General features: G+C 41.8%; 10 protein-coding genes. 6 read left to right on the top strand and 4 right to left on the bottom strand.

Annotated elements, in window-relative coordinates; translation table 11 throughout:
- Positions 1-39: 39 nt before the first annotated feature.
- Positions 40-1,230 (bottom strand): MFS transporter, encoded by a 1,191-nt coding sequence (locus QR721_RS02865; protein WP_348028971.1) that lies wholly within the window; start codon positions 1,228-1,230, stop codon positions 40-42.
- A 477-nt stretch (positions 1,231-1,707) separates the two neighbouring features.
- Between QR721_RS02865 and QR721_RS02860 the strand changes: the two genes are divergently transcribed.
- Together QR721_RS02860 and QR721_RS02855 are read left to right on the top strand one after the other, a co-directional pair.
- On the top strand, positions 1,708-3,453 hold the full coding sequence (locus tag QR721_RS02860) for a LytS/YhcK type 5TM receptor domain-containing protein (RefSeq protein ID WP_348028970.1): 1,746 nt from the start codon (positions 1,708-1,710) through the stop codon (positions 3,451-3,453).
- Positions 3,454-3,471: 18 nt separating this feature from the next.
- Positions 3,472-4,200 carry a LytR/AlgR family response regulator transcription factor gene (locus QR721_RS02855; RefSeq protein ID WP_348028969.1) on the top strand — a complete coding sequence of 243 codons (729 nt, stop codon included), beginning with the start codon at positions 3,472-3,474 and terminating at the stop codon, positions 4,198-4,200.
- Positions 4,201-4,256: 56 nt separating this feature from the next.
- Here QR721_RS02855 and QR721_RS02850 read toward each other — a convergent pair whose 3' ends face one another.
- Positions 4,257-5,699, bottom strand: coding sequence for a YfcC family protein (locus QR721_RS02850; protein WP_348028968.1), 1,443 nt, complete (start codon positions 5,697-5,699; stop codon positions 4,257-4,259).
- A gap of 362 nt (positions 5,700-6,061) precedes the next feature.
- The gene (locus tag QR721_RS02845) at positions 6,062-6,445 is read right to left on the bottom strand and encodes a RidA family protein (RefSeq protein WP_348028967.1); all 384 of its coding nucleotides are present in this window, start codon (positions 6,443-6,445) and stop codon (positions 6,062-6,064) included.
- A gap of 405 nt (positions 6,446-6,850) precedes the next feature.
- On the opposite strand from QR721_RS02845, the gene QR721_RS02840 reads away from it, so the two are divergent.
- From QR721_RS02840 to QR721_RS02825, 4 genes are read left to right on the top strand one after another with little or no spacing between them, the layout of a single operon-like run.
- The gene (locus QR721_RS02840) at positions 6,851-7,447 is read left to right on the top strand and encodes a TetR/AcrR family transcriptional regulator (RefSeq protein WP_348028966.1); all 597 of its coding nucleotides are present in this window, start codon (positions 6,851-6,853) and stop codon (positions 7,445-7,447) included.
- The gene (locus QR721_RS02835) at positions 7,440-8,750 is read left to right on the top strand and encodes a purine-cytosine permease family protein (RefSeq protein WP_348028965.1); all 1,311 of its coding nucleotides are present in this window, start codon (positions 7,440-7,442) and stop codon (positions 8,748-8,750) included. Before QR721_RS02840 ends, QR721_RS02835 begins: the two co-directional genes overlap by 8 nt.
- On the top strand, positions 8,747-9,838 hold the full coding sequence (locus tag QR721_RS02830; RefSeq protein ID WP_348028964.1) for an S-methyl thiohydantoin desulfurase family protein: 1,092 nt from the start codon (positions 8,747-8,749) through the stop codon (positions 9,836-9,838). Before QR721_RS02835 ends, QR721_RS02830 begins: the two co-directional genes overlap by 4 nt.
- A 2-nt stretch (positions 9,839-9,840) precedes the next feature.
- Positions 9,841-11,403, top strand: a complete 1,563-nt coding sequence (locus tag QR721_RS02825; protein ID WP_431189512.1) for an ROK family protein — start codon at positions 9,841-9,843, stop codon at positions 11,401-11,403.
- Between the two features lie 64 nt (positions 11,404-11,467).
- Here QR721_RS02825 and QR721_RS02820 read toward each other — a convergent pair whose 3' ends face one another.
- Positions 11,468-12,928 (bottom strand): nicotinate phosphoribosyltransferase, encoded by a 1,461-nt coding sequence (locus tag QR721_RS02820; RefSeq protein WP_348028962.1) that lies wholly within the window; start codon positions 12,926-12,928, stop codon positions 11,468-11,470.
- Between the last annotated feature and the right edge of the window lie 477 nt (positions 12,929-13,405).

Raw genomic sequence — 13,405 nt, 5'->3', positions numbered from 1 at the left:
ATACCATTACTCAAACCAATATATTGTACAATATGGTGATTATTGTCTCTCTATCTTTGGTTCTTTCCAAGCAAATGTAAACCCTGTTCCGATGATTAGTAAACAAACTGAGAAATAGAATGGAAAATTCAAGTTCATGTCAAACAGCATCCCACCGATAATGGGGCCCAATACGTTACCAAAGCTTGTGAACATTGAGTTCATACCCCCGGCGAATCCTTGTTCACCTTCCGCAATTTTCGTCAAATATGTCGTAACGGCAGGTCGTATTAGATCAAATCCAAGAAAAACGATAACAGTTACAAGAAGCACCGCAAAATACGCATGTACAAGCGTGACCAAAAATACTAGTACCGTGGAAAGCATGAGACAATACCGTACTAAACGGATTTCGCCAATTTTTCTTGTCAAGCGGTCAAATAAGACAACCTGCGCAAAGGCTCCTATCACTGCTCCGCCCGTTATCATAATGGCAATATCTTTGGGAGTGAAGCCGAATTTATGGTCAACAAACAAAGAAAATAATGATTCAAAGGTAGCCAATCCAAATGATGAGATGAAAATAATGATAAAGGCTATGAAGTACATAGGGGCAAAAATACGTTTGATTGACGGCTTTTGCCTGCCAGCTTCATTACTAGCCACATTTCGCTCAGGTTCCCTCAGCAAAATAACGGACAATACAGCTGCAAGCAAAGCAAAGCCTGATGCTACGAAGAAAGGCATTCGGGTTGATATCTCAGCTAAAAACCCCCCTACACCAGGGCCTATGATAAATCCTGTATTAATGGAGGCCGACATATAACCAAGTGCCTTCGATCTCTCCTTGGGCGTTGTAATATCCGCAATGAACGCCGTGACAGCCGGCATGATGAATGCCGCACTTATACCGCCAAGCACTCGGGATAAAAATAGGGCCTCAATCGCTTTACCGATACCAAATATAAATTCGGAAATCCCAAAAACAATTAGGCCGATTACAATCATTCTCTTTCGTCCAAATCGGTCCGCCCAACGACCGGCAATGGGAGAGACAATTAACTGTGCAACCGCAAAAGAAGCCACTAAATAACCAACAGTTGATCCGGATAAATGCAACTCATTCATAATTGCAGGGGTAACAGGGATTACCAGGCTAATTCCCATAAAAGCAATAAATAGATTTAATAAAAGAATCGCCAACATGATGATGTTCGACTTGTTTGGCTTGTTTGTCTCGTTGGTCTTCATGCTTTCATACTCCTTAAGTGTTCATGATACTTAATGAAATACTTCCTTCTGTAGAGATTCAATACGTTCATTTCATTAATATCAAAAAGAATGTTAATTACGTGAATCTCAAAACCTTAAAGTTTTTTCAATCTCCATTGAAATCTATCCGGCATTTTCCCTCATGCTTATCCACTCAAAAAGGATGAGCCTTATTTGATAACTGGACAGGTCACCTCTTGTAAAATACCGCAACAGCTTCTCCACAAAATCTCTCGTATAGTCGCTTTGCAGAGAATACCATCAAATTCACACCCTTACTCCCATTATTATTTGGTAAAACAAACCGCTCTCAATGGAAAATATCCGGTACTGCTTGTCCACATGTCCCCAATGTTCAGTAAGTGTTTGCTATAAACGGACTTTTTAATGCATGATACAATAGATAAAAACGGCTTAGTGTCGGTATATTAAACAAAACGGGAACGAGGGGTTATCATGCTGGATTTATTGGCGCAACTGCTTTCACGCATGACGCTCATCATTACAATCGCCTTTCTCATTACAAGGTTATCCATATTCAGAAGAATAATCTACCATCATTTGAGTATAAAAGGCAGTATGATGCTTGCTATCATCTTTGGCCTATTTGGAATCATTGGCAATTATACTGCGGTTGTCGTACATCCTGAGACACATATCATTTCCAACCTGTGGAATCCCCATCTTCAAACGAACAACGCCATTGCTGACACCCGTAATATTGGAATCATCATCGGCGGTTTTGTAGGTGGCCCCATTGTTGGAATTGGTTCCGCACTGATTGCAGGTGGGCATAGATTGATTCTTGGCGGGTTTATCAGCGAAGCAAGCTTCGTCGCCTCTATTATAGGAGGCTGTATCGCCGGCTGGTTTGGACGCAAATTGAGATTTATCGGATTGATTCGTCCTCTCCATATGTTCATGATTGGCGGCTTCATCGTCACTGTACAGATTTTGCTTATACCGTTCCTCGCAGTCGATCATAGCCTCGCTCTTCATTTGATTAAATTTACAGGTATACCGATTATTGTGATTAATAGTGTCGGTATATGGATCTGCGCCGTTATTTTTTATAGTGTTGTCCAGGAAGAGGAAAGAACACGTGCCAATCAGACTGCGAAGGCTTTATCTATTGCAGATCAGACACTTTCACTCTTTCGACAAGGATTGAATGAATCATCTGCGACAAAAGCAACTCGGATCATTCAGCAGCTAACTGATGTGGATCATACTGCAATCACAAGAGGAATTCGCCAACTTGCTCATACAGGATCAGTCGCACTCCGGGAGAAAAGCCAACAATCTGAGCGTGTTTATCGCGAGCGTGTTTTAAAGACAGGAAAAATGGAAATTATCCAACCTAATACGAGTGCCCTATTTCACCGAAATCCTCAGGATCCAGCATTCATCGTTCTACCTTTGCGTGTAAAACAGAGAACTATTGGCACTCTCACTTTTTATTACCGTAACCCAAATCAGATTAATCCTGTAGAGCGGGAATTCGCTGAAGGTCTTGGAAATTTGTTTTCCAGCCAGCTCGAATTTGGAGAGATCGAACGTCATAATTACTTATTGCAGGATGCCGAAATGAAGGCATTTCACGCTCAAATTCAACCGCATTTTCTTTTCAATGCTTTGAATACCATTGTTGCTCTTTGTCGGACCGATCCGATGCTCGCCCGAAAACTGTTAATCCACCTTTCAACCTTTCTTCGCAATAATCTGTCCGGTATCACGGATAGGATTGTTAGCCTTGAAAAAGAGCTTGAAAATGTATTCGCTTACTTGGCTATAGAGCAAGCAAGATTCCCTGACAAATTTGAATTGAATGTGGATATCCATCCTGAGGCGACTCATATGATGATTCCTCCTTTCATTCTCCAGCCTCTTGTTGAGAATGCCATTACACACGGTGAACTGAAAGAAATGGAGGGTATGGGCAAAATACATATTACAATTACACCACAAAATGAAACACACTTGAAAGTTACTGTATCAGATAACGGAGTTGGTATCCCTTCTGAAAGGCTGCGAGACTTGGGTCAACGTAAGGTTGAATCCTCAAAACAAGGGAGTGGAACGGCACTTTTCAATATAAAGGAACGTCTCACGGCGCTCTTCAGCCAAGATGCTACTTTCTCCATGAACAGTACACCAGGCGAAGGTACATGTGTTACGATAACATTGCCTATACATTTTTAATCCAAAGGGGCGATTTGCATGCTAGAAATCGTCGTTGTAGAAGACGAACCGTTTGCTCGGGATGAATTAAAATTTCTTTTGAATGAATCACAAAAGGTAAAAATCGTTGGTGAGGCCGAAAGTATGCATGAAGCCTTATGGCAGGTCAATCAACTTCAGCCTGATGTCGTATTCCTTGATATTGAACTCGCTAAAGGGACAGGCATTGAGCTAGCCAAGCAATTCCGGCATATGAAGAAGATGCCCATGATTGTTTTTGCAACTGCCTACAGCAAATATGCACTGGATGCATTCGACTTGGATGCAGTTGACTATCTTGTTAAACCGATTGATGAAACAAGGCTTAGCAAAACTTTGGACAAGCTGATAAAGCATGCTGACGCTTATTCCGAAGAACCGAAGCAGGAATCACACATACAAGAAAGCAAAACGATCTCCGCCAAAGATGAAGACCGGATGATCATTTTGCAAGTTGATGAGATTTGCTATATCGGAACAGAAAATCGCCAAACCTATATTAAAACAGTAAATGGAAGATATGAAACTGACACATTGTTATATAAGATCATGGAAAAGCTTGGCCCCAAATTCGTGCAAGTGCATCGGGGATACATCGCAAATATTGAACAAATTGATGCAGTTGAGCCGTGGTTCAATCGGACATTCCTATTGATTATGAAAGACGGCTCAAAAGTACCCGTCAGCCGCTCAAACGCCAAAAAAATTAAACAAATACTGGATTTTTAATTTTAAAAGACAGGAATGCTCATTCGAACATTCCTGTTTTTTCCCGTATTGAAAGATTAAGACCAGCCGATTACCTGCGCAACAACCATCGTGACAACAGAAATACCTACCCATGTCAAGAATAGCGGCAAGATGAAACGAAGCCATTTTTGCCAAGCCACACCAGCAATCGCAAGCGCCGCCATGAAGTAGCCACTTGTAGGATAGAAGATATGTGTAAATCCATCACCTAACTGATACGCCAGGACAGCTGTCTGTCTTGTGACACCAACCATATCAGCAAGAGGTGCCATAATCGGCATCGTAACGAGCGCATGCCCACTTCCCGAAGAGATGACGAAGTTGATCATCATTTGCACAAAATACATTCCGACGGCTGCCAAAGCTGGTGGCAAATCACCAACTACTGTACCAAGAGCATGTACAATCGTATCCATTATTTGACCGTCCTCAAGCACTACAGCAACTGCTCGTGCCAAGCCAACAATGAATGCCCCCATCAGCACATCACGGAAACCTTCATTAAATCCTTCACAGATATCGCCAACTTTGAGACCTGCAATTAAACCGACGACTATTCCCATGATGATGAACAGACCTGCCATCTCGACCATGAACCAGCCTTTTGATGTAACTCCATAGACGAGAATTCCGAAGAATAGAAGTGCAACAAGAGCTGCCCATTTTTGGCGACTAGACATATGCAATGCCTTAGACTTGCCAACACTCTGATAAAGTTTTCGCTTTTCCTTGTCTTCTTCATAAACATAACTATTAAATGGGTCTCTTTTCACCTTCTTCGCATAGCGGATAATGAAGAAGATTGCAGCTGTTATCGTAATGACGAAGACGATGAAACGTAAACCCATTCCGGAGAAGACCGGAACACCTGCCAGTTTCTGACCAAGACCTGTGTTGATAGGATTCAAGACACCTGCTGTAAAACCGACAACTGTTCCACATAGAGCAATTGCCGCTGCAGTAATTGAATCGTAGCCAAGTGCGATAACAAGCGGCATAATAACAGGAATGTAAACGAGTGATAGCTCAGCGGTTCCAATCAGCGTCGCAATAATGGCGAATACCGTAGTTAACACCGGGATCAACATGATGCTCCGATGAGCGAATCTCCTTGCCAATTTATCAACGGCTACTTCAATAATGCCAGTCTTCCTCAACACCATGAACATACCGCCAATAATGAATGTGAAAAATACAACCTCTCCAGCATCTATCAATCCACGTGGGATGACTGTCAGAAAGTCAACAATGCCCACAGGCGTTTGCTTAATATGTGTAAAGGATTCCGGATCAATCGTCGTTCTGCCCTCCGGTCCGGGTATACGTTCGAACTCGCCAGCCGGGATGATATATGTGGTGATGGCTGCGATTGCGCTGAATACGAATAAAATAACGTATATATGCGGGAGTTTGAACTTTCTCTTCTCTTTCTGAGATTTTTGTTCGGAGTCAACATCATGCTTTCTGACCTCTTCCATTGGTAAGCCTCCTATACATTTCAGATTATGTTTGATAGCGCATACATAAAGAAATACATGCAAGAAACATCTCTTTTGTATAAAAGGATTATAAATAATAGAAGAAGGTGGTTGAGAGATTCAAAACAAACAGTCCAAATAGATAACAAACGGTACAGTATACAGAACGAGTGGTCCTTCCATGATCCATCTTTGGCTTAAGGGGATAAATGAACAAAAAAAAGAAGTGGTAACTATCACTCTTAGCCAAGAGGAAGAGTCAGCACTTCTTTTTTTAAAAAACTATATTAATCAAACTGTAGCCCTTCATTAAGCATGTACTTCGAAACAATCCAAGCGGTAAAATAACTGCCCTTCATGGATTAGCTTGATCTTTTTGCAACCATTTCAATTTCGACTTCTGCTCCAAGAGGCAAAGCCAATACAGCAATACAAGTTCTCGCCGGATATGGGTCATTGAAGAATGTTTTGTATACTTCATTCATCGCATCGAAATTACCCATGTCTGTTAAATATACATTTACCTTAAGAACATCATCAGGTGTAAGATTCGCTGCTTCCAATACTTCAAACAAGTTTTTGAAGCATTGCTTCGTCTGTGCTGCGATGTCACCAGTCATATCCTCAGCAGTTGGTGTATTCTTCGCAGTTTGCCCCGAAAAATAGATATAATCTCCACCATCAATTGCATGTGAATACGGTCCAGATGCTGTTGCGCTTTTTGCTTCGTATGCCTTTCTAGCCATATGCTTATCCTCCTTATATTAGATATCAAGTACAGTATATCAAATATTCAAATAGAACACTCCTGGATGTCTTCAATAAGAATTCCCCTCATCATTTCACTTGGTTGAAGCATGCTTGGTAAAGCTTATAACCGTACAAGCTCTAGCAATGACACATAGAAAAAACGATACATGGAGGGAACGAATGGTTTGTTATCTCGTTAACTGACAGCTTCATTTCATTTTCTCATGTATTTTTTTCTTCACTTCGAACGTGAGAATCATATAGCCCAATTACCTAATCAGGGAAATAACAGTATTTTTTCAAATTATATTGCTTGGTTAAATTTTTAAAAAATATTGACGTTACAAAAAAATCAGTGTTATTATACCTAACAAACGTTAGTTAGGTTATAGGGGGATTACATGACTAAAGATAAATTAATAGAAGCTGCAATTCATAATTTCGCGGAACATGGATATCAAGGTGCTTCCATGAGGAAAATAGCAGAAGCTGCCGGAATTAAGCCCGCTTCCATCTATTATTTCTTCGAGAACAAACAACAGCTCATTATAGAAGCGATGAAAGTTATTCTGGATCATCACTTTTCTGTTATGAGCAATACGTTCAAAAATCATCAGAATGATCCACTGCATGTAATATTTTCAGAATTGTTCGCCAACCTGGTGCACTATCATAGTTCTAAACATGAAGAAACGAAAGCTTATGTGCTTCTAGTAAACTCTTCCATACCTGAACTTAAAGAAGCTGTGCGCACTTATCTGGATACATATGACACATGGCTCGTCGATCAATTAATGGAAGCCATGGGTGCAAGATATCCTCACCTTGATCAGAAAGAAATGAAAAAAACTATCGATTACTTCATATTTCTTGGAAATGGCCTTTTCTGGGGCGTCATCATCTACGAAGAGGAAGAAATACAAAAAAACTTGCAACAAGCAATTTATTTGATGGACCAATATATAAAACTGACATTAGGAAGTGAAAAAAATGAATGAAGAAAAATTGATAGAAGACTATGAATTGGAGCCGGTACCTGATGAGAAAAGACAGGGATGGCTAAAACAGACAATGGTATGGATTGCAGGTATTGTAGCTTTGTCCGCAACAGCACTTGGCGGCGCATTGGGCAGTGGACTGAATTTAAAAGATGCAATCATTGTTTCTGTAATCGGTACATTCCTCCTCTCTCTTCTAAGCGCCCTATGCTGCATTGTCGGTGCAAAAACAGGTTTATCCACTGCGTTGGTCTCCTCTTTCGCACTTGGAAGATATGGAGCAATGGCAGTTTCAATAGTTATCGCTATTTCGTTATTCGGTTGGTTCGGTGTTCAGTTGGACCTGTTTGGTTCCAGCTTGAACAAAGTTATCAATGATGTATTCGGGCTTAATGTTTCACCATCTGTCCTTATGATCATCGGTGGAATTCTTATGACGCTGACTGCTTGTATCGGCTACAGCGCTATTGAAAAACTCAGCATTTTTGCAGTACCTTTGCTTGCAATTCTATTAATCGGTTCAGTGTACATGACAAGCAAAAGTTTTACATTCGCTCAATTGGATGCAATGCAACTCTCTACAAACCCACTAACAATCGGCATGGGAATCTCTTCGGTTATCGGATCTCTTGCAGTCGGAGCAATCATCGGACCTGATATTTCGAGATATGCAAAATCAGCTAAAGATGCGGCCATCTCCTCGTTGCTCAGCTATTTTGTCGGCTACAGCATCGTATTGATCATTGCAGCTGTCCTCGCTAAAGCAACAAGTGAAGTTGATGTTGTCGCTATCATGATTGGAATCGGTTGGGGAACTGGTGGAATGCTTGTATTGATATTCGCTCAATGGACAACAAACAATACAAATATCTATTCTTCTGCTTTAGGTTTCTCAGTAATTTTCAGAGCAGTACCAAAATACATCCTGACGATCATTGCAGGTACGATCGGAACAGTTCTTGCAATCATGGGTATCTACGATCATTTCATCCCATTCTTGAATGTATTGAGTGTATTGATTCCTCCAATTGGCGGAATTTACACAGCAGACTTCCTAATGAGAAGAGATGTGTATAACGCAGCAAATATTCGCTATGTGCCAAATGTAAGAATACTAAGCATTGCCAATTGGGTGATCGCTTCAGCTATCGCCTTCATGACGACCCCAAGCCCAACTGGTTTTGGACTGTTTAGCATCACAGGAGCATCCGGTATCGATGCTTTCATCGTAGCTTTTGTAATCCAGCTCATTATCGGACTTTCCAACAATAAGAAAATAGTTATCGAGGAGGAAGCAGCATGAGATTAATCGGAAAAGAAGAAATTGAAGATATCGCGGTTGGAGCAGCTCTATTGGGTACCGGGGGTGGCGGAGATCCATTCGTCGGAAAAATGATGGCCCTCCAAGCTATTGAAGAACACGGACCTGTGAAGCTGCTTGACGTTAATGAAATTGATGATGACGACCTGATTGTTCCTTGTGCAATGATGGGCGCACCAACAGTATTAGTCGAGAAATTACCAAGTGGCGATGAAGCTTTGCAAGCTTTCACCTCATTGGAAAAAGTACTGAATAAAAAAATCAAAGCGACGATGCCTATTGAAGCAGGCGGTGTAAACTCCCTGCTGCCTTTGGCCTTGGCTGCGACAACCGGGTTGCCTGTCGTTGATGCGGATGGCATGGGACGAGCTTTTCCCGAATTGCAGATGGTCACTTTCTATTTGAATGATGTGAGCACGACACCAATGGTACTCGCTGATGAAAAAGGCAATAGCCTGGTATTGAACACAATAGACGGGAAGTGGGCAGAGAAAATAGCCCGCGCTGCTACAATGGTCATGGGCGGCTCTGCCATGAATGCAATCTATCCAATGAACGGTAAACAAGTCAAACAATCATGCATCTATTATTCTCTAACGCTTGAAGAAAATATCGGCCGCACAATCCGAGAAGCAAAGAATAATAAACGAAACGCAATTGATGCAATTTTGGGCCTCCTTGGTGGATTTAAGCTATTTACCGGAAAAGTCACAGACATTGAACGAAAGACTGATGGTGGATTTGTGCGTGGCATGGCAAAGATTGAAGGCTTGGGTTCCAATAAAGGCGAGACATGCTATCTGGAATTCCAGAATGAAAACCTCATCGCAAAAACAGACAATGAAATCCTCTGCACAACACCCGATCTGATTTGTGCACTTGATACCGAAACGGCACTTCCTTTCACGACAGAAGGCCTGAGATATGGCTCACGTACAACCGTAATCGGGATTCCCGCGGATGAACAGTGGCGGACAAAAAGAGGTATTGAAGTTGCCGGCCCAAGATATTTCGGCTATGACACTGATTTCATACCTGTGGAACAATTGAACGGAAAGCGAGGAAAATGATGATGAAGTATCGCTTGGGTATTGATGTAGGCGGAACAAATACAGATGGAGTCCTTCTTGACCGGAATATGCAAGTTATTCATTCCTTAAAGACACCGACAACAGAAGACGTAGAGTCAGGAATTTATAATACAATCAATCGTTTGATTGAAGAAGCAAAAGTGGATGTAAAAAATATCGAGTTTGCTATGCTTGGCACAACTCAGTGTACGAACGCTATCGTTGAAAGAAAGAAATTGAACAGCATCGCAATTATCCGGATCGGCGCCCCAGCCGGAACATCTATCAAACCGCTCGTCGGTGTACCCGATGACCTGCGAGGGATTCTTGGTGGCCACTCCTATATTGTAGAAGGCGGCCATGAATTCAACGGAGATGAAATTAACGCATTAAATGAAGATAAAATCCGCTCCATCGCAAATGAAATCAAAGGTAAAATTGATTCAGTAGCAGTTACATCTATCTTCTCTCCCGTCAACCAATCACATGAAACAAGAGCGGCTGAAATTCTGCGTGAAGTGTTGGGGGGAGAAATTTCAATCTCCCTATCCAGTGAAGTTGGCAGCATTGGTTTATCGGAAAGAGAAAATGCGACAATCCTGAATGCTTCCATCATCAATGTAGCCAAAATAACAGCAGAAGGTTTTGAAAAGGCTCTGCAGTATAATGGAATTGATGCTAAAGTCTTTTTCTGTCAGAACGACGGCACATTGATGTCCAAAGAATATACTCTGAAATACCCTATTCTGACAGTCGCATGCGGCCCGACAAATAGTTTGCGCGGTGCTTCCTTCTTGGCTAACAACAAAGACGCCATCATCGTTGATGTCGGTGGAACAACATCCGATGTTGGCGTATTGGTAAACGGCTTCCCTCGCCAGTCTTCCATTGCTGTTGAATTAGGAGGCGTCCGCACCAACTTCCGTATGCCTGATATCAACTCAATCGGATTAGGTGGCGGCACGGTTATCCATCTCGCAGAGGACAATACATTTAAAATTGGGCCTGACAGTGTTGGATACCGCCTTCTTGAAGAAGGACTTGTTTTCGGTGGGTCCACACTAACCACTACAGATGTAGCCGTCGGTCTCGATATTGTTAATCTGGGAAATCCTGAACTTGTGGCTCATCTGGACAAGGAACTCTTGACCAGGATTTATGAGCGTATGGTGGAGATGATTGAAGAAACAATCGATAAAGTAAAGACAAGTGCTGCTGATACGCCAGTCGTTTTCGTTGGTGGCGGAAGTGTACTGTTCCCGAATGAAATTAAAGGCGCATCCGAGGTCCACCATCCAGCAAACGGTGGAGTCGCGAATGCAATCGGGTCAGCGATTTCACAAATCAGTGGTGAAATTGAAAAAATCTATTCCATCAGCAAGGAAAACAGAGAAGAAATATTAAAACAAGCAAAAGATCTCGCCATTTCAGAAACAATCAAAGCCGGTGCTGACCGTGAAACGGTTGAGATTGTCGAACTAGAAAGTGTACCCCTCGCCTATCTTCCAGGTAATGCGACAAGAGTAAAAATAAAAGCAGCTGGGGATTTGGCAATTGAGGTATAAACAAAAGAGAGCAGGGAATCCCTGCTCTCTTTTGTTTTGCTTAAGAATGTTCAAATGCAATTTATTAGCGTTCATACTTCTGTATATGCTTCTTTGTTTTATCAATGTTTTTCATCTTATTTTCCCAGCATACTCTACTTAAATCAACCGGATAATCTGCCGGGTTTAATGAACGCTTGTACTCATCCCATAGAAGTTCCAGCTGCTGCTTCAAATAAGACTGAATCTCTTGGACTGACGGACAATCATATACGAGTTCTCCTTGATTGAAAATATTCACATGCAAGTCTTTCGCTGTAAAATTGCTGACCGTCTTAGCAAGATACGTATGAACCGGATGGAACATATAGAGCTCGTCCTTCTTCCAAGGCTGCTCATGAGCCAGGGTTATATAGTCACCTTCCGACTTTTTCGTTTCATTATTAATAATACGATAAATATTCTTCAATCCAGGTGTTGTCACCTTTTCCGGACTTGATGAGATTTTAATCGTATCGGCCATTTCACCATTTTCATCTTCAATGGAAACCATTTTGTACACGGCGCCAAGAGCTGGCTGTTCAAAAGCGGTAATTGCCTTTGTACCGACACCCCAAACATCTATTTTCGCACCTTGCGCCTTCAAGCTCATAATCGTATATTCATCAAGGTCACTTGAAGCATAAATCTTCGCATCAGTGTAACCTGCTTCATCCAATAATCTTCTTGCCTCTTTGGAAAGATAAGCTAGATCTCCACTATCGAGGCGGACTCCGATAAAGTTGATCTTATCGCCCAACTCTTTGGCTACCTTGATAGCTGCAGGCACACCTGATCTTAACGTGTCATATGTATCAACGAGAAAAACACAATCCTTATGGCGCTCAGCATACTTGCGGAAAGCAGTATAGTCATCACGGTACGCTTGAACGAAAGCGTGAGCATGGGTACCTGCAACCGGCAGACCGAATCGCTTGCCAGCACGAACATTGCTTGTCCCAATGAAACCACCTATATAAGCCGCTCTTGTCCCCCATAACGCAGCGTCAAATTCATGCGCACGTCTTGTTCCGAATTCCATAACAGGTGCATCGCCTGTAACCTGTATGATCCGAGAAGCCTTCGTCGCAATGAGTGTCTGGTAGTTCACGATATTCAGAAGAGCCGTCTCTATAAGCTGTGCTTCCGCAAGCGGCGCTTCGATACGAAGGAGCGGCTCATTGCCGAATACAACTTCCCCTTCTTTCATAGCGCGGACAGTTCCTGTAAAACGGATTGTTTTCAAATAATCAACGTAATCCTTCTGATACCCGAGATCACTTAAATATTCCAAATCACTCTCGCTAAATTGAAAGTTCGTGAGGAAATTGATGACTCGCTCAAGGCCTGCAAATACCGCGTAGCCGTTACCAAAAGGCAGTTTACGGAAATACAATTCGAATACAGACTTTTTATCGTGAATATTGTCAGCCCAATAGGACTCCGCCATATTGATTTGGTATAAGTCAGTATGTAGTGCGTAACTATCGTCAGTGTATTTATTCAACGTGCTTCCTCCCAGCGTGCTTACCTTATATGTATTATGTAGCCTATTGGTTAAGCGGGTCCTTCATTTCAGATTACCCGTTCACGTTATTTCTCATTCTTATTCCGATATATTAAAGTCTCTCATTTTCAGTCACCGGGTAATTTGTCGGCATAAATGAATGAAACAACTTGGAATAACAAACTCAAGGTATAATAAAAGGCACCTAAAAAGGCGCCCTGATTTACTTCACGAATTTATCAATTTAACTTAAATGAATTGCCGCGGTAGTATTCCTCTATAAACCTAAACGACGCATGCCCTACCTCTCATGCATCCTTACGACTCCGAAGTCGATCCAGTGTGAGTAAGTTCTTAACTAAAAAGCAAGAACGCCAAATATATATATTTCATCTGTAAGTTATTTCATATTCATCCGATAAGCATTATAGCTATTATAACATGAATGTGGATAAATAGCACGATAAGAAACCGAAT

This window comes from Aciduricibacillus chroicocephali (genome assembly GCF_030762805.1).
Taxonomy (GTDB): Bacteria; Bacillota; Bacilli; order Bacillales; family Amphibacillaceae; genus Aciduricibacillus; species Aciduricibacillus chroicocephali.
The sequence above is the reverse complement of the archived record's forward strand: the minus strand, read 5'-3'. Positions and strand labels throughout refer to the sequence as shown.

Excerpts from the sequence above, each read along its gene's own strand:
- QR721_RS02840 (WP_348028966.1), top strand. The coding sequence starts at position 6,851 with ATGACTAAAGATAAATTAATAGAAGCTGCAATTCATAATTTCGCGGAA.
- QR721_RS02850 (WP_348028968.1), bottom strand. The coding sequence starts at position 5,699 with ATGGAAGAGGTCAGAAAGCATGATGTTGACTCCGAACAAAAATCTCAG.
- QR721_RS02835 (WP_348028965.1), top strand. The coding sequence starts at position 7,440 with ATGAATGAAGAAAAATTGATAGAAGACTATGAATTGGAGCCGGTACCT.
- QR721_RS02865 (WP_348028971.1), bottom strand. The coding sequence starts at position 1,230 with ATGAAGACCAACGAGACAAACAAGCCAAACAAGTCGAACATCATCATG.
- QR721_RS02855 (WP_348028969.1), top strand. The coding sequence starts at position 3,472 with ATGCTAGAAATCGTCGTTGTAGAAGACGAACCGTTTGCTCGGGATGAA.
- QR721_RS02830 (WP_348028964.1), top strand. The coding sequence starts at position 8,747 with ATGAGATTAATCGGAAAAGAAGAAATTGAAGATATCGCGGTTGGAGCA.
- QR721_RS02825 (WP_431189512.1), top strand. The coding sequence starts at position 9,841 with ATGAAGTATCGCTTGGGTATTGATGTAGGCGGAACAAATACAGATGGA.
- QR721_RS02845 (WP_348028967.1), bottom strand. The coding sequence starts at position 6,445 with ATGGCTAGAAAGGCATACGAAGCAAAAAGCGCAACAGCATCTGGACCG.
- QR721_RS02860 (WP_348028970.1), top strand. The coding sequence starts at position 1,708 with ATGCTGGATTTATTGGCGCAACTGCTTTCACGCATGACGCTCATCATT.